The organism is Serratia sp. 22264 (assembly GCF_052045345.1).
In the GTDB taxonomy this organism is placed as follows: domain Bacteria; phylum Pseudomonadota; class Gammaproteobacteria; order Enterobacterales; family Enterobacteriaceae; genus Serratia; species Serratia plymuthica.
On the sequence record NZ_JBQEOY010000001.1, the window covers coordinates 230,242 to 247,349 of the forward strand.

General features: G+C 54.5%; 14 protein-coding genes. 6 read left to right on the forward strand and 8 right to left on the reverse strand.

Translation table 11 applies throughout. The features are described 5' to 3' along the window. The first annotated feature begins 138 nt into the window (after positions 1-138). Positions 139-1,806: a choline dehydrogenase gene (gene betA / locus ACTJJ1_RS01190; RefSeq protein ID WP_004942278.1), complete on the forward strand. Its 1,668-nt coding sequence runs from the start codon at positions 139-141 to the stop codon at positions 1,804-1,806. Between the two features lie 101 nt (positions 1,807-1,907). Here betA and ACTJJ1_RS01195 read toward each other — a convergent pair whose 3' ends face one another. From ACTJJ1_RS01195 to ACTJJ1_RS01205, 3 genes are all read right to left on the reverse strand, one after another. Continuing rightward, positions 1,908-3,530, reverse strand: a complete 1,623-nt coding sequence (locus ACTJJ1_RS01195; protein WP_440832059.1) for an FMN-binding glutamate synthase family protein — start codon at positions 3,528-3,530, stop codon at positions 1,908-1,910. A gap of 176 nt (positions 3,531-3,706) precedes the next feature. Then, positions 3,707-4,297, reverse strand: coding sequence for a hypothetical protein (locus ACTJJ1_RS01200; protein ID WP_004942281.1), 591 nt, complete (start codon positions 4,295-4,297; stop codon positions 3,707-3,709). Between the two features lie 22 nt (positions 4,298-4,319). Then, positions 4,320-5,036 carry an EAL domain-containing protein gene (locus ACTJJ1_RS01205; RefSeq protein WP_004942283.1) on the reverse strand — a complete coding sequence of 239 codons (717 nt, stop codon included), beginning with the start codon at positions 5,034-5,036 and terminating at the stop codon, positions 4,320-4,322. Positions 5,037-5,509: 473 nt separating this feature from the next. Here ACTJJ1_RS01205 and ACTJJ1_RS01210 point away from each other — a divergent pair, with 473 nt between their 5' ends. From ACTJJ1_RS01210 to ACTJJ1_RS01225, 4 genes are all read left to right on the forward strand, one after another. After that, positions 5,510-6,067 carry a fimbrial protein gene (locus ACTJJ1_RS01210; protein WP_004942285.1) on the forward strand — a complete coding sequence of 186 codons (558 nt, stop codon included), beginning with the start codon at positions 5,510-5,512 and terminating at the stop codon, positions 6,065-6,067. A gap of 64 nt (positions 6,068-6,131) precedes the next feature. Further along, the gene (locus tag ACTJJ1_RS01215; protein ID WP_004942286.1) at positions 6,132-6,860 is read left to right on the forward strand and encodes a fimbrial biogenesis chaperone; all 729 of its coding nucleotides are present in this window, start codon (positions 6,132-6,134) and stop codon (positions 6,858-6,860) included. Positions 6,861-6,938: 78 nt separating this feature from the next. Then, positions 6,939-9,503 carry a fimbria/pilus outer membrane usher protein gene (locus ACTJJ1_RS01220; protein ID WP_440832062.1) on the forward strand — a complete coding sequence of 855 codons (2,565 nt, stop codon included), beginning with the start codon at positions 6,939-6,941 and terminating at the stop codon, positions 9,501-9,503. Continuing rightward, positions 9,500-10,540: a fimbrial protein gene (locus ACTJJ1_RS01225; RefSeq protein WP_440832064.1), complete on the forward strand. Its 1,041-nt coding sequence runs from the start codon at positions 9,500-9,502 to the stop codon at positions 10,538-10,540. Before ACTJJ1_RS01220 ends, ACTJJ1_RS01225 begins: the two co-directional genes overlap by 4 nt. 61 nt (positions 10,541-10,601) lie before the next feature. Here ACTJJ1_RS01225 and ACTJJ1_RS01230 read toward each other — a convergent pair whose 3' ends face one another. From ACTJJ1_RS01230 to ACTJJ1_RS01240, 3 genes are all read right to left on the reverse strand, one after another. Then, positions 10,602-11,060, reverse strand: coding sequence for a helix-turn-helix domain-containing protein (locus ACTJJ1_RS01230; protein ID WP_440832066.1), 459 nt, complete (start codon positions 11,058-11,060; stop codon positions 10,602-10,604). A gap of 205 nt (positions 11,061-11,265) precedes the next feature. Beyond that, on the reverse strand, positions 11,266-12,843 hold the full coding sequence (locus tag ACTJJ1_RS01235) for a malate:quinone oxidoreductase (protein WP_004942294.1): 1,578 nt from the start codon (positions 12,841-12,843) through the stop codon (positions 11,266-11,268). A 434-nt stretch (positions 12,844-13,277) separates the two neighbouring features. Beyond that, on the reverse strand, positions 13,278-14,117 hold the full coding sequence (locus ACTJJ1_RS01240; RefSeq protein ID WP_440832068.1) for an NmrA family NAD(P)-binding protein: 840 nt from the start codon (positions 14,115-14,117) through the stop codon (positions 13,278-13,280). A 97-nt stretch (positions 14,118-14,214) separates the two neighbouring features. Here ACTJJ1_RS01240 and ACTJJ1_RS01245 point away from each other — a divergent pair, with 97 nt between their 5' ends. Continuing rightward, positions 14,215-14,838 carry a TetR/AcrR family transcriptional regulator gene (locus ACTJJ1_RS01245; RefSeq protein WP_440832070.1) on the forward strand — a complete coding sequence of 208 codons (624 nt, stop codon included), beginning with the start codon at positions 14,215-14,217 and terminating at the stop codon, positions 14,836-14,838. A gap of 6 nt (positions 14,839-14,844) precedes the next feature. On the opposite strand, the gene ACTJJ1_RS01250 is transcribed toward ACTJJ1_RS01245, so the two are convergent. Further along, a complete protein-coding gene (locus ACTJJ1_RS01250) occupies positions 14,845-15,405 on the reverse strand; it encodes a GNAT family N-acetyltransferase (protein WP_004942300.1) in 561 nt (186 codons plus the stop codon). 150 nt (positions 15,406-15,555) lie between these two features. Further along, entirely contained in the window at positions 15,556-16,983 is a 1,428-nt protein-coding gene (gene phoA / locus ACTJJ1_RS01255) for an alkaline phosphatase (protein WP_004942302.1), read from the reverse strand. Positions 16,984-17,108: the final 125 nt, after the last annotated feature.

A 17,108-nucleotide genomic window follows, 5' to 3' on the forward strand; every position in this document is an offset into this window, starting at 1 on the left:
GCCCTTGCCGCCTAGCTGTAACTCGAAATCCATAGGGGATATATCCTTTTTTGCATCCAAAGCTGCCTTGATATATTCAGCATGCGGAATTCAAGCCATTCGCATCATTCAGGCATACGAATATTTAGGAGATAATCGATGGAATACGATTATATCATTATCGGTGCCGGCTCTGCCGGTAACGTATTAGCCACCCGTTTAACCGAAGACGCCGATGTCAGCGTGTTGCTGCTGGAAGCCGGCGGCCCGGATTACCGGATGGATTTCCGTACGCAGATGCCGGCCGCGCTGGCCTTCCCGCTGCAGGGCCGCCGCTACAATTGGGCCTACGAAACCGATCCTGAGCCGCACATGAACAACCGCCGTATGGAATGCGGCCGTGGTAAAGGCCTGGGCGGTTCTTCGCTGATCAACGGCATGTGCTACATCCGCGGCAACGCGATGGATTTCGACAACTGGGCAAAAGCGCCGGGTCTGGAAAACTGGAGCTATCTGGACTGCCTGCCGTATTTCCGCAAGGCGGAAACCCGCGATATCGGCCCGAACGATTATCACGGCGGCGACGGCCCGGTCAGCGTCACTACCCCGAAAGCCGGCAACAACGAACTGTTCCACGCGATGGTGGAAGCCGGCGTGCAGGCGGGCTATCCGCGTACCGAAGATCTGAACGGCTATCAGCAGGAAGGGTTCGGCCCGATGGATCGTACCGTGACGCCGAAAGGCCGCCGCGCCAGCACCGCTCGCGGTTATCTGGATCAGGCGCGTTCACGCCCTAATCTGAAGATTGTCACCCATGCGCTGACCGATCGTATTCGCTTCGACGGCAAACGTGCGGTGGGCGTTGATTACTTGCAGGGCGACGGCAATCAGATCGCCAGCGCAAGCGCGCGGCGCGAAGTGCTGTTGTGCGCCGGGGCGATTGCCTCGCCGCAGATCCTGCAACGCAGCGGCGTCGGCCCTGCGTCGCTGCTGAAAAGTCTGGATATCAAGGTGGTGCACGATCTGCCGGGCGTCGGTGAGAACCTGCAGGATCACCTGGAAATGTATCTGCAGTACGCCTGTAAAAAACCGGTGTCGTTGTATCCGGCATTGCAATGGTTCAACCAGCCGAAGATTGGCGCAGAGTGGCTGTTCAACGGCACCGGCATTGGCGCCAGTAACCAGTTTGAAGCCGGCGGTTTTATCCGTAGCCGCGAGGAGTTCGCCTGGCCGAATATCCAATATCATTTCCTGCCGGTGGCGATTAATTACAACGGCAGCAACGCGGTCAAAGAACACGGGTTCCAGGCTCATGTCGGGTCGATGCGTTCCCCGAGCCGTGGCCGGGTGCAGGTGAAATCGAAAGATCCGCGTCAGCATCCGAGCATCCTGTTCAACTATATGGCGACGGAGCAAGACTGGCAGGAATTCCGCGACGCGATCCGCATTACGCGTGAAATCATGGCGCAACCGGCGCTGGACGAGTACCGCGGTCGCGAAATCAGCCCGGGGCCGGAGGTGCAGACCGACGAGCAACTGGACGCCTTTGTGCGTGAGCATGCTGAAACCGCCTTTCACCCTTCCTGCTCATGCAAAATGGGCGAAGACGAGATGGCCGTGGTCGACGGCCAGGGGCGGGTGCACGGTATGGAAGGGCTGCGGGTGGTGGATGCCTCCATCATGCCGCTGATCATTACCGGTAACCTGAACGCCACCACGATCATGATTGCCGAGAAGATTGCCGACAACATTCGCCAGCGTGCGCCGCTGCCGCGCAGTACCGCTGAGTATTACGTGGCCGGCGACGCCCCGGCGCGCAAGCCGTAACCTATATGCCCTCTCGCCGCTGAGGGGGAGGGCCGCCGTAGCAAGCACCCCCTCTCCAATGCTCTTCCCCGAGGCGAGGGGGCAATACTTTCCCTCTTCTGTTAAACCGGCAGCGAGATCGCCTGATCGAAACTGTTGGGTGTCGCCATGCGCCACATCCGCGCATAAAAATCACTTTGGATCTCTTTTTCCAGCAATGCGCCTGGCTCCAGGTAGTAATAGATGTCCGCGTAGACCTTGATTTCGGTTGAGGTGATGCGGCGTAGCATATGGTGAGACGTCAGTTGCTCCGGGCGGCTGACGCCGGCCGCTGCCAGCATTTCCGCCAGCGCTTTGACCGTATTTTGGTGGAAGTGGTAAACGCGTTCCGCCTTGTTAGGTACCACTAATGCCTTCTGGCGCAGCGGGTCCTGCGTGGCGACGCCGGTCGGGCAGTGGTTGGTGTGGCAGCTTTGCGACTGGATGCAGCCGACGGCAAACATAAAGCCGCGCGCCGAGTTCACCCAGTCGGCCCCCAACACCAGCACGCTGGCGATGTCGAAGGCGCTGATGATTTTGCCGCTGGCACCGACTTTGATCTTGTCGCGCAGCCCGCAGCCCACCAGAGTGTTGTGGACGAACAGCAATCCTTCGCGCAACGGCATACCCATATAGTTGGATAACTCAAGCGGTGCGGCGCCGGTGCCGCCTTCCTTACCGTCTACTACGATAAAGTCCGGCAAAATATGGGTATGCAGCATCGCCTTGGCGATAGCGACAAATTCCCACGGGTGGCCGATGCACAGCTTAAAACCCACAGGTTTACCGCCGGACAGTTCGCGCAGATGCTGGATAAAATGCATCATTTCCACCGGGGTGGTGAAGGCGCTGTGCGAAGCCGGAGAAATGCAGTCTTCCCCCTCGGGCACGCCGCGCGTGGCGGCAATTTCCGCATCCACTTTTTTTGCCGGCAAAATGCCGCCATGGCCCGGTTTGGCGCCCTGGCTGAGTTTGATTTCAATCATTTTTACCTGCGGGCTTTTTGCCTGCTCGGCAAAACGCTGCGGATCGAAATGGCCGTCGGCGGTGCGGCAGCCGAAATAGCCGCTGCCCAGTTCCCACACCAGATCGCCGCCGTGCTCGCGGTGATAGCGGCTGATGCTGCCCTCGCCGGTGTCATGATAGAAATTGCCTTTCGCTGCGCCAAGATTGAGGGCGCGGATGGCGTTGGCCGACAACGCGCCGAAGCTCATGGCGGAGATATTAAAGATTGAGGCGGAATAGGGTTGGCTACAGTCCGGGCCGCCGATCGCCACGCGAAAACTGGTGGGATCGGATGCCGTTACCGGACGCATGGAATGGCCGATGCATTCATAACCCGTTTGATAAACGTCCAGTTGGGTACCGAATGGCTTGTCGCCCATCTCATTTTTGGCGCGGCGATAGACCAGCGTGCGTTGAGTACGTGAGAACGGGATCTGGGCGTTATCTTCTTCCAGTAAATATTGGCGTATTTCCGGGCGGATAAATTCGAAGAAAAAGCGCAGGCGGCCGATGATCGGATAGTTGCGGCAGATGGCGTGGCGTTGCTGAGTCAGATCGTAAATGCCCAGAGCGCTCAGACACCCGAAAAGGAGGGTCGGCAGCCAAAACCAGGGCCGCTGCGGCAACAGCGTCAATGACGCCAACGCAAGCAAGATGCTCAAAACAAAGCAGGTATAACGGCTGAATAAGGATGATTTCATAACATCTCCTGATGTTTTTTATTTAATCCAGACGACAGGGCTCGCGGGACTTTCCCGCGGGCAAATCGTAACCAATGGACAGGAGTGTTATGTGGCTGTTGCTGCTTTATCGCTCATTGTTACATTAATTTAACCTGGCGTGACAAAAGCAGGCCGCCGGGTAGCAGCCTGAAGGGTCATTTACTGGCGACGAAGATGGTGCTCATGCTGCGCAAACGCAGCTTTTTCATCGCGCTGTATTTTTGCGAGAAGATGGTTTTGGGGTGCGTGCCGCGCTTCTGGGCAATATGCAGCAGGCTATCGCCACGCAGCAGGTTGAAGATGACATCGCTTTCCGCCGGGCTGAGTTCGCGGGTTTTCTGCATTTTTATCCCGCCTGATTCTTTGCTTTCCAACAGATTTTGTATTTTTTCCTGCAGCGAATAAAGTGGGATGCGGGTAGAGACCAATTCAACGGAAATACCCAGTATCGACAGCAGTTTCACTACGCGTTCGTCATCATAAAACACCAGGATCCGCGTTTTGGTGTTGTATTGCTGATGCATTGACACCAGGCTTTCAATGACGTTGACACTTTGCTCCAGATTTTGCGAGGTAAAGATCAGCGCGATATCGTGCTTAATTATCTTTTCCGCCTTGGATCCACCCTGCATAAAGTCCGAAAACAGTCTGATATCGTACTTGCCGTAATGTTTTTTCACTAATACCGAAAGGCCGACATAGCTGTACTTACACTCACTAATAACAAGGACATTGTTTTTAGACATAATGGCAGACACCAATAATGAGTTAAAAGTATTCAGCTGTAAGAAGCGAGTTCAAATCCTTGATGTCGGATTCCTTCCACAGCTTTCCCTGCAGTGCGTAATATGGCATTTCATCCAGCCATTTTTTATGGTCGGGAGTTTCAACTCCTTCGATAATTACCTTGTAATGGTTAAGGTAAAAAAATCGCAATAAAGCGCGCATTAAGCCGTCACCGCCAGATTTTCTCATGAAATCCCATAACAAAAATCGGTCGAGCTTAACGAAGCGGAACTGGCTGTTATACAACGCGGAGAAACCGGCGTAGCCAGAACCAAAATCATCGAGCCAAAATGAATAACTTTTCAGTAAGGGATCGCCATGAACGCGATCTTTTACCAGTCGGGTTGAGTTTTCGCTGATTTCAAAGTGAATACAACGAGTGGCGCGAATTCTTTCTGCAAAATGGTCGCTGGCCAGCGATCGTAACGAATGGTCGTCCACATTCAATGTGGCTATAACCTGATTGTCACGAAACCAGTGATTATATTTTTCTATCAGGCTGACTTGTTCTAACAGAATCTCAATCCGGGTTGCGCTATCGGCAGAACGAAAAAACTGTTCAGGGGAAAAATGAGCATGTTCGCTATTGAAAGTGAATCGGGACAAGCATTCAACGGCCAGCAATTGTCCGGATTTTCCGAACATAGGCTGGAAAACATAATTAATCCCGTTATTTTTCGCTCTAAAAGAACCGCTCATTTCTCAATCCCTTGACTGATATGTAACTTCTTGTTTTTTAACGGTAATAAAAGTAAAAAAATGCTTTTTATTGGTAATTATCTTATTTAATTTAACCAGGACGTGCCATGTCGCCTCCAGACCATTAAACGCGCAATTTGTCGTGAAGTCCAAATGATTTCAAAGGTAACAAAATGTAAAATTACAGGATAATATCCTGATAATTATCACTTAAAGCAATATGTTGCACTACCTGGCTTTTCAAAACACAGATTATTCCTATTCGGTTGAATCGTCAACATCGATCGATAGGTATTTGTTGATAGTTTTTTCCTATCAAGAGGGGTGATATGAATGTTATAAACGATTTAACAATAAGAATACGCCTGGTCTATATTTCGCCGGGCAATGGATTCATCGGGGCTTCATTCCTGACAAGGAGTAGCATCGCTGAATGTACTTAATAGTTGTATTAATTCATCGAGAGTCTAAATATGAAAATTTCTAAACTGTCTGCCGTATTGGCATTGGCTGTAAGCGCCGCTACTATTTCTTCTTTTTCTGCACAAGCGACTGACGGTACTATTACTTTCAACGGTAAAGTGACTGACCAGACTTGTACTATCAGCACCCCAGGCGGTAAAGATTTCACCGTTACTCTGCCAACTGTTTCTGCTTCAACTCTGGCAACTCAGAGCGCGACTGCCGGCCGTACTCCATTCGCAATCAACCTGACCAAATGTTCTAAAGGCCAGGTAGCCACTTATTTCGAGCCAGGCGCAACTGTTGATTTCAATACTGGCCGTCTGAACAACCAGGCACAGACTGATGCAGCGACCAACGTGCAAATTCAGCTGCTGGGCAGCAACAACCAGTTCCTGCCAATTCTGGCAGCCGGCACCAACGGCGCGCAGAATAACTCTCAGTGGGTTACCGTTGCTAACGAAGGCGATTCTGCCGACCTGAACTACTACGCTGAATATTACGCGACCAACGCTGCCGGCGCTGGTGATGTGACTTCAAGCGTTCAGTACACCATCATTTATCAATAAGTAATATTCTTATTCGGGCGGGGGAATTACCCCCGCCGTTTTTCCCTACCGTAGTGATAAAATAATGAAAAATTCATTTAAAAAATACAGTGTATTGCTGATTGCCGCGCTATTCAGCAGCAGCGTTTTTTCCAGTGTCATCATTAACGGTACGCGTATTATTTATCCGGGAAAACAACGGGAAGTTACTGTCCAATTATCAAATAATGGAACTTCACCGGCATTGATCCAATCCTGGATTGACGAAGGCGATGCGAAAACCACGCCTGAAAACAGCAAGGCGCCGTTTATCGTTTCCCCGCCAATCAGCCGTGTTGAACCGGCTACCGGCCAGGCGCTGCGTGTTTCACTGACCACGTCAGCATTGGCACAAGACAAAGAATCCCTGTTCTGGTTGAACGTACTGGAGATCCCTCCTGCGCCGACCGGGGCAAGCAGCAGTACGCCTGAAAACTTTTTACAGGTGGCTTTCCGCACCCGCGTCAAACTGCTGTATCGTCCGGCCGGCCTGACTGGCGAAGCGAACGATGCACCTGAAAAACTGCAGTGGCGCTTTAGCGGCGCCGGCGTCAGCGTGAAAAACCCAACGCCGTATTACGTGTCGTTTACCGAAATCAATGCCGTCGTCAACCAGAAGAAAGTGCCGTTGGCACCACACGGCGACATGCTGGCTCCAGGCCAGGAAAAAACGCTGTCGTTTTCCGGTGACAGCTCGCGCATCGCCGACGTTGCATTTACCACCATTAACGATTTTGGCGGACGCGTGTCCCGCACTAAGAATAAGCAAAAGTAACTCTTGGAAGAGAGACTCATACCCCAGAGCGCAAGCTGTCGGTGGGGTGAGCTTAATTTGGTAAAGGAATGCTTTTATATGAAAGAGTTGCCTATCTCTGCGGCCATTAAACTGGCGCTATTTAACTATAAATCGATTCTGTTGTTGACCGGCGGCGCGCTTTGCCTGGCGGCGCCTGGATTTGCCTTGGCGGAAATCGTTACCGACAGCAAAAAGCCCACCGCCCCGGTTGAAGCTTCCTTCAACAGCAGTTTCCTGGTTGGAGAGGCGCAAGGCGTCGATCTTTCGCGTTTCCGCGACGGCAACCCTATTCTTGCCGGCAAATACTCACTCGACGTTTATGTTAACGGCGAGTGGAAAGGCAAGAAGAGTATCGATTTCAAAAACGTGCCGGGTAAAAACAGTGCCGATACCTGTTTTTCTCTGCTGTCGTTGGATGAATTCGGTGTGGATACTGCGGCACTGAGCAGCGATCCTTCGGTGACTACCGATACCTGTAAAAGCCTGCCGCAGTGGGTGCCGGAAGCCTATTATCGCCTGGATACCAGTTCGCTGCGAATGGATATCAGTATCCCGCAGTCGTCGCTGCGCCGCAGTGCGCGCGGTTATGTCGATCCGAAATTCTGGGATCGCGGCATTACCGCCGGCAGCCTTTCGTATAACTTCAATGCCTTTAATACCCACAGTTCCGCCAACGGCAGCAACGCGGATTCAACCAACGCTTATTTGACCCTGAACGCCGGGTTAAACGTGGCCGGTTGGCAGTTGCGCCACGACTCTAACGTCAACTGGCGCTCCAACGAAAGCACCCATTGGCAAAACACCGCCACTTACGCGCAGCGCGCCATCCCGGCCGTGCGTGGCATGCTGACGTTGGGTGATACCTATACCAGCGGCGACTTCTTTGATTCTATCGGTTTTCGCGGTGTACAGGTCGCGACTGATGACCGCATGTTGCCTGACTCTCTCAACGGTTATGCGCCCGTGGTGCGTGGCGTGGCGCAAAGTAACGCGCTGGTGGAGATTCGTCAGAATAACCAGTTGATCTACCAGACCACCGTTGCTCCCGGCGAATTCGTAATTAACGATCTTTACCCAACCGGTTACGGCGGCGACTTGAACGTCACCGTCAACGAGGCCGACGGCAGCAAGCGTCAGTTCAGCGTACCTTACGCTTCGGTAGCGCAGATGTTGCGTCCGGGTATCCAGCGTTATGCCCTGACCGCCGGCCGAGTGCGCGATGATAATTTGAGCAAGGAACCCGATATGTTCCAGGCGACTTATCAGCGCGGGTTCACCAATATCATCACCGGTTACACCGGCGCTATCGCCAGTGACGGTTATAGCGCCGTGCTGTTGGGGAGCGCGGTGGCGACGCCGATCGGCGCCTTTGCTCTGGATGTGACTCAGGCCAATACCCGTCTGAAGCAGGGCGACCAATCCGGCCAGAGCTACAAGCTCAGCTACAGCAAGCTGATGACTGAAACCAATACCAACTTCACCATCGCCGCTTATCGCTATTCCACCTCCGGTTACCTTTCGTTGCGCGACGCCGTTTACTCGCGTGACAACGAACGCAAGAACCTGAGCGCCGACGCCGTTAATCGCCAGCGCAGCGAATACCAGCTGACCCTGAATCAGGGGCTGGGCGATAACTATGGCTCTTTGTATATCACCGGTTCGGTTCGCGATTACTGGAACCGGGGCGGCAGCACCAAGCAATATCAGGTGGGTTATAACAACTATTATGGTCGCGTCACCTACGGCCTGTCCGCCATGCGCACCTCGGACATGTATAACCGTGATGAAACCCGTTATTACCTGACGCTGTCGGTTCCGTTCAGCGTCGGTTCGCAGACCCTGAGCCTGAACAGTTCACTGGGCTATACCGATAACGGCTACGACAGCAGCCGCGTGGGCATTAACGGTTCTACCGGTGAAGACAACAACATCAGCTACAGCGCGGCGCTGGCTAACGATCAATCCGGCGGCACCAACAGCAGCGTAAGCGGCGAATACCGTAGCCGGTTCTCGACGCTGAACGGTTCTTACAGCTACGGCAAAGATTATCGTCAGTCGTCGATCGGGGCATCGGGCAGCGTAGTGGCTCACAGCGGTGGGGTGACCATGACGCCGCAGCGCGGCCAGACCATGGTGCTGGTAGAGGCGCCGGACGCCGCCGGAGCTATCGTGACCAACTCGCCGGGCGTGCGTATCGATGATAACGGCTATGCGGTAGTGCCTTATGTGGCGCCATACCGCATGACCAACGTAACGCTCGATCCGAGCGGCATGTCGCGCGATGTGGAGTTGGAAAGCAGCAGTCAGCAGATTGCGCCTTACGCCGGTGCCATCGCACGGCTGGAGTTCAAAACCACCAAAGGCCAGGCGTTGATCATTCATGCCCTCGGCCCGGACGGCAACGCGTTGCCATTTGGTTCTGAAGTGCTGGATACCCGCAATCAGGTGGTGGGCATCGTCGGCCAGGGCAGCCGCATCTACTTGCGTACTGAAGCGCAAAAAGGGTTGTTACAGGTGAAATGGGGCACGCAGCCTACGCAGCAGTGTTCTGTCAGCTATAGCTACAAGGCGAAAGCGCAGGGCAATACTGACTACGAAATTATTGAAGCGAGTTGCAAATGATGAAATTAACGCGTGTTCTTTCGCTGAACAAAACGGCGGTCCAACAGTTGGCGCTGTTCGGCGTGTTGATGGCCGCCGGTCAGAGCGCTTATGCCAGCTGTACGGTCACCAGCGGTTACAAGGCGCAGGTGATCAATATGAAGCTCGGGCGCGTGCTGGTCACGCCTGGCAGTCAGGTCGGTGATACCCTGGTCACCGGCCAGTTCCCGATTAATGCCGTGAATGGTATTGGTCGTTGCAACAGCAGTGGCGGTAGCGCCATCGGCCAGATATTGCAGGGGAGCCGCTCTACTCTTTCCAACGTCTGGAGCACCAATATTCCGGGGATTGGCATCCGTTTGTATCGTGAAGCAGGATCGATCAGCACCTTTTACCCGCATACCTTACGGCTGGGCGGGAACACGACCGTTAACCTGAACGGCGGTTACTTCAAGATCGATGTGGTGAAAACGGCGGCTCAGACAGGCACCGGCCAACTGACTACCGGGCTATATACCAACTATTATATGGATGGTAGCGGTCCAGGGTTGCCCTTGCTGCAATCGATTGTCGACGCCAACAGCCTGACGATTGTCACCTCGACCTGTAACGTCGACAGTGGCTCAAAGGACAAGGTGGTCAATCTGGACAGCGTCACGGCAGCCTCTTTTGGCGGCGTCGGCTCAACCCAGGGTGAAAAAGCGTTTGATATCAACATTAACTGCGTTGGCGGCGTCGGTGAAGATCTGTTGCCGGGCAATGCCGGGCAGGGGATTGTGAATGTGCGTTTCAATTACGATCAGGATACTTCCAATGCGCCAGGCGTGATCAAATCGCAGCCCGGTGCCAATACGGCCTCCGGCGTTGCCGTGCAGTTGTTGACGGGCACCACGACGCAACCTATCAAGAACGGCGACGCGGTCAATGCCGGCCGTACCGTGCCGAACCAGGCCAACACCCTGACCCTGCCGTTGAAAGCCCGTTACTACCGCACCGGTACCACGATCAAGGGCGGTAATATCAAGTCGACCGCCACCTTTACCATCGAATACAACTGAGTGTCGCGGGCATTAAAAAAGCCAATGGGGTTGCCCATTGGCTTTTTGCTTTTTAGCCGTCTCAGCGCAGGCCCATCCAATGAGTGCAGGCGCCTTCGACGCATTTCCCCGCATACCACAAGTGCGCCCCCGACGGCTCGTGCCGATGCCCGTTCTGCGGCGCGATCGGTTGCGGACGCATCTCTACCACGTCCCAGCGCGTGGTGCGGCGATACACCGCCGGCGTTTTGCCGAACTGTTTTTTAAATGCGCGTGAAAATGACGGTTGGGAATCAAAATGGAACTGCAGGGCGATGTCGAGAATAGGGCGTGGGGTCGAACGCAGCGCCTGCGCGGCCTGTGACAGGCGGCGCTCGCGGATATAGCTGCCCAGCGCATGGCCGGTGGTGCTGCGGAACATCCTTTGCAGGTGCCACTTGGAGTAGCCCGATTTCGCCGCCACGTTATCTAACAGCAGCGGTTGATCCAGATGAGTTTCAATCCAGTTCAGCAAATCGTGAATGATATTGACGCGATCCATTGTTTAAGTTCTCCCGCGGTACGGCATTCAGGTCACAGTAGGTAAGAGTAATTATCCAAGCTAGTTCTTTGATAATAGGCCGCTGAACCGGGTTACGCAAGTGTTAACTGGAGGGCTAAAGGTGGCTAAACGTGCTATTCCAATCGCGGAGAAACAAAAAAGGCCGCACGAGGCGGCCTTGAGGGAAGGGGGAACAAACGACGAATCAGTTAGTTTCCGGCTTCACTTCGATATAGTCCAACTGCAAGACGCTGCTGGTGTAGCCGCGGATCTTGTTGGTCATTTCAATATCGCCGTTCAGTTTGTGGCCATAGGATGGAATGATCTCTTTCAGCTTGCTCTGCCATTCCGGCGTCGCCACTTTATCTTTGAACACTTTTTCCATCAGATGCAGCATGATTGGCGCAGCGGTAGAGGCGCCCGGTGATGCGCCGAGCAGGGCGGCGATGCTGCCGTCCTCGGAGCTGACCACTTCGGTGCCGAACTGCAACACGCCGCCTTTCTCATCATCTTTCTTGATGATCTGCACGCGTTGGCCGGCGGTCCACAGCTTCCAGTCGGCCTGTTTGGCTTCAGGGAAGTACTCTTTCAGCGCAGCGAAACGGTCATCGTCGTTCATCATCAGCTGGCCAACCAGGTATTTCACCAGGTCGAAGTTATCCAGCCCGACGTGGGTCATCGGCATCAGGTTAGACGTGCTCAGCGAGTGCAGCAGATCGAACAGCGAACCGTTTTTCAGGAACTTGCTGGAGAAGGTGGCGAACGGCCCGAACAGTACCACGCGCTTGCCATCCAGCATGCGGGTATCCAGGTGCGGAACCGACATTGGCGGCGAACCTACGCTGGCCAGGCCGTAAACCTTGGCCAGATGCTGATTCGCCACTTCCGGATTGGTGGTGACCAGGAACTGGCCGCCGACCGGGAAACCGCCGTAGCCGTCGGCTTCAGGAATGCCGGATTTCTGCAACAGTGTCAGAGAGGCGCCGCCTGCCCCGATAAACACGAACTTGGCGTTAACGGTGGTTTCTTTACCGTCACGGTTAAGATCGGCCACGGTGACGCGCCAGGTGTTGTCGGCGTTGCGTTTGATATCGCGCACTTCATGGCTCAGGTTCAGCTTGAAGTTAGGATTTTTGGTCAGCGTATCCACCAGTTGATGGGTGATCACGCCAAAGTTGACGTCGGTACCCAGCGGCATGCGGGTCGCGGCAATTTTCTGCGCCGGATCGCGGCCGTTCATTACCAGTGGCGCCCACTGTTTAATCTGGTTGGGGTCTTCGGAGTATTCCATCCCACGGAACAGGGTGCTGTGCTGCAGCGCCGCATAGCGTTTGCGCAGGAAGTTGACGTTATCGTCACCCCAGACAAAGCTCATGTGCGGAACGCTGTTAATAAAGGATTTTGGATCTTTCAGGACGTTATTTTTTACCTGATAAGACCAGAACTGACGAGAAATTTCAAAAGACTCGTTAACCACCACGGCTTTGCTGATATCGATGGTGCCGTCTTCTTTCTCCGGGGTGTAGTTCATTTCGGCGAAAGCGGAGTGGCCGGTACCGGCATTATTCCAGCCGTTGGAGCTTTCTTCCGCAACGCCGTTCATGCGCTCATACATGTCGATGGACCAGTTCGGCTCCAGCTCATGCAGGTAAGTCCCCAGGGTGGCGCTCATGATGCCGCCGCCAATCAGTACCACATCGACGGTCTTATTCTCTTCTGCTGCAGCCTGTTGCGTGACGCCAAACAGATTCAGACAGAAGATCAGGACGAGTAATTTTCTCATTAAATCAAATCTCTTATGTGTAAATTCTACTCATTGCAGGTGAAAGAATTTATCGGGAGTTACCTTGGAAATAAGCCAAAACAGACCGCCCGGCATGAGCCGAATTGCAGTGATAATGTCTTTTTGTTAATAGTTTTCTTTAACGAAAAGTGGATTATTACAGGCTACCTGGAGACGGAGTGTTCAACTCAGGTTACTGAGGGGATATTATTGTTTGCAAGAATGTTAAAAACTACTTTTGTAACTAAAAAAAGAGAAATATAGGCAGGAATAATTCATTTATTATTGCGGGCTAAATATAACCGTTAAATTAGCAGGGTTTAATTGCCGTTGATTTAAACGATATTTCATTATCACACAATATTTAGCGATGAATTGCAAAGGCTAACCGGTAACAAAAAGAAAATGGCCGCCATAGGGCGGCCGGCATCCGATTAGCGCGGTTGCCAAATACCGCGGGTTGCCGTGTTGGCGGCATAGGTGCTGAAATCACGCGCCGGGCGCCCAAGGCTGCGTTGAACGCCGTCGGTCAGTGACGCATTGCGTCCATCCAGTACCGTACTGAATAAATATTCCAGCAAACTGACCATCTCCTCCGGCAACTGCGCTTCGCGCAGATAAGCGACATAATCGGCTATCGGCACCTGCCGATAGAGAATCTCACGTCCGCTGGCGGCGGCAATCTCGTTAATGGCTTGTTCAAACGTCATCAGGCGCGGGCCGGTTAGCTCATATACCCTATTGCTGTGGCCGGGCTGAGTGAGAGCGGCGACCGCGGCGTCGGCGATATCGTCGGCATCAATAAAGGGTTCTGGAATTTCGCCCGGCGGCAAATAAACCGTGCCGTTCAGCAGCTCATCGAGAATAAAGCTTTCGCTGAAGTTTTGCATAAACCAGCTGGCGCGCAATATCGTCCAGTCCGCGCCGCTGCGCTCTACCACTTCCTCCGCCTGCCGGGCTTCGTCTTCTCCGCGCCCGCTGAGCAACACGATCTTTTGCACGCCGCCCATTACCGCCTGTCGGCAAAAACGTTCAATGGTGTCGATGGCGCCCGGCACCGCCAGATCGGGCTGAAAGCTGAGATACACCTTTTTCACATCCTGTAAGGCCGGCTGCCAACTGCCGCTGTCCTCCCAGTCAAAAGGAATGGCGGCGCCACGGTGGCCGGGGCGTACGGCCACGCCATGTTGTTGCAAACGCGCTGCTACACGGCTGCCGGTTTTTCCGGTGGCGCCTAAAACCAGTATCGGTGCGGTCTTATCGCTGTTATCCATCGTTCATCTCCAAAATGTGAGTGTTACTCATGTTTTGTAAATATGATAAACCCTCGTATTATTGTCAAGGCAGTTTTTGGTTCAAAGGACGATGCTGATGAATGACAAGCAAAAAAATCCGCCCGCGTTGCGGCGTAAACCCAGCCAGACGCGGAGCCGCGAGAAGGTGGAGCTGATCCTCGATTGCGCCACCGCGCTGATAGCCCGGCAGGGCAGCGATGCGATGCGCATGAGCGAAGTGGCGCTCAGTGCCGGTATTTCCATTGGGGCGTTGTACCAGTACTTCCCGGATAAGACCGCTATCGTGCGCGTGTTGGCACAGCGTTATAACCAGGAAGCGCGCGAATGCATTGAGCAATGTTTAACTCGGGTGCAGGATTTTCCGCAACTGATCGAGGCTTTTAGCTGCCTGATTGACGAATATTACGCCTTGTTTATGGCCGAGCCCGTCATGCGGGATATCTGGGCGGCGACGCAGGCCAACAAAACGCTGCGCGAAGAAGAGGTGGCGGAAAGCCGATTGAACGGTGCATTGCTGGCGGCGGCGATACGGCGTTTGCGGCCACAGGCGGATCCTGTTGCGGTTGAAAATGCCGCTTTTCTGCTGATGCATCTGGGAGAGGCGACGATGCGCCTGGCGCTCAGTACCGGCCCCGATGAGGGCCGAGAACTGGTGGAGAGCTATAAGCAAATGGCGGCGAAGGTGCTGGCAGATGCCTAGAGCGCGCTACGGCAGCCTGCGCTGCCATTCTTCGTTCAACAAGGCGTAAATAAACTCGTCGCCCCATTCGCCGTTGAAACGATCGTTTTGCCGCAGGTGCGCCTCTTTGCGCATGCCCAGCCGCTCGACCACGCCGATCGAGCCCCGGTTGGCGGCGTCGAGCCGGGCAAAGATGCGGTGGCAGCCCACTTCGCTGAAGCCACGCTCCAGCACCGCGCGCACCGCTTCTGCGGCATAGCCTTTACCGGCGTAGGCCGGGTTGAAGATATAGCCGATCTCTGCTTGCAATGCCGCGCGGTTGGCCAGTTTCAGCAGCACTTCACCGATCAATTCCCCGCTGTCTTGCAGGGTGACCGCACAATAAAAGATATCCCCATCCTCACTGAAACGCGAAGCCACCGCCTGGGAAAGCTGTTCTTCCAACTGCGTGTCGTTCGGCGTGGGGGCGTACAGATAACGATAAACCGCCGGCAGACGGTGATAAGCCGCGTAGGCGTTGAGATCGGCAGGGGTAAAGCGGCGTAGCCGCAGGCGTTCGGTGGTCAATGGCAGACTAATCAACTGCAAGGGTTCATCCTTTCATCTGGGCGCTTTGGCGCGAAGTGAAGACGCAAAGGGGAATATAGCCGTTAATCGATCATTTTTAACCTGTTAAAGCCGCTTCTCCCCCTGATATTCAGGAGGAGAAGGGATAGAGCAAGCTACCCGGCAACCAACTTACTTGATCGCCATAGCGTCACGCATGGTGTAGAACAGGTCGGTCTGATCGGTCAGGCCCACGACGTTAGCCGCATGCGGGCCGTAGGCGGCAACGCGCAACTGGGTGCCGGTGTGTCCCTGAGAGCCTTCCTCCGAGTTACCGTAGCTGATGGTCATTGGCGCGCCATCTTTGGTGGTCAGCGTTTGCGTCAGGCCTGGAGCCTTGGCATCGACGGCAATAATCTGGCTGGAGTGGGCGTGGTCGGCGGTGACGATCACCAGGGTGTTGCCGTCGGCGCGGGCGAAGGCCAGCGCTTTCTGTACCGCTTCATCCAGATCGACCGTCTCGCCGAACTGGCCGCAAGGGTTGGCTTCATGGTCCTGCTTGTCGATCGATGCGCCTTCCACCTGCAAGAAGAAACCGTTCTGCTGGTTTTTCAACAGATCTATCGCTTTTTCGGTCATTGCCGCCAGCGTTGGGATATCGGCAGTACGTGCCGGGTTGTTCTCGCAGGTGACCGCCGGTTGGTCGATATTACCGTGATGCGAAGCTTTCGGGCCCTGCCAGCGCACCGGCATATTGCCGGCGGCAAACAATCCCAGCAGCGGTTTTTGCTGATTGGCTACGCTGATGGCATTCAGGCCGTCGAGGTTTTCCACCCACTGATAACCCAGCGCAGTTGCCTGGTCTTTCAATGATTTTCCCTGCCATTCGCCGCTTTTCGCCAGCTGATTAAAGGATTTCGCTCCACCGCCCAGCGAGACGTCGGCACGGGTTTTGAGCAATTGCTCGGTGATCGAGCCGCGGCCGCCATTCTCCAGCGCGTTGGTGGCGCATTTTTCGCTGGTTTCTTCCGGGCCGTAACATTTGCGCGAGGTAACATGCGAGACCTGCGCGGCCGGTGTGGCGTCCTGCAGCTCGGCGGTGGAGACGTTACCGGTGGCTTTGCCCGCCGCCTTGGCGATCTCCAGCAGCGTCGGCTGGTCCTTGCCGTTGACGTCAACCCCCAGCGCGCCGTTATAGGTTTTTACGCCGGTGGACCATGCGGTCGCCGAAGCGGCGGAATCCGTCACGTAATCCGGTTTGTGGGTTTTCTTATCCAGCGAGTAATGGGTGTACTGGCCGGTCAGCGGCAGGGCATCAATGCCTTTAAAATAGCCGCCCGCGCCTTCTGCGTAGTTGCGCGCCGAGGTGATTTCAGAATCGCCCATGCCGTCGCCGATCAATAAAATCACGTTTTTGACCGTTTTGTCAGACAGCGAGGCTTTCAGCGCGGCGGTTTGATCGCCGCTCAGACGGCGTGCGCCGCCCGGTTCCACGATGTTACCGCGTGCCGCTCGCTCGGAAAGACCCGCGGTATTGGCCGGCGTTTCATCGGCGAGGGCGGTGGAACAAAGCAGGGCGGATAACACGGCGCCGGCGATCAAAGAAACGGGCTGCAGCATGGGAAAACTCCTTGTCGTAATAATAAAACACAAATAGCATCAGTTTGTTACGCAGGGAGAGTAGTGCAGAGGTGTGACACTTTTATGACGATGCGGGGGGGCGAAAATGGGATAGCCGGCGGCTA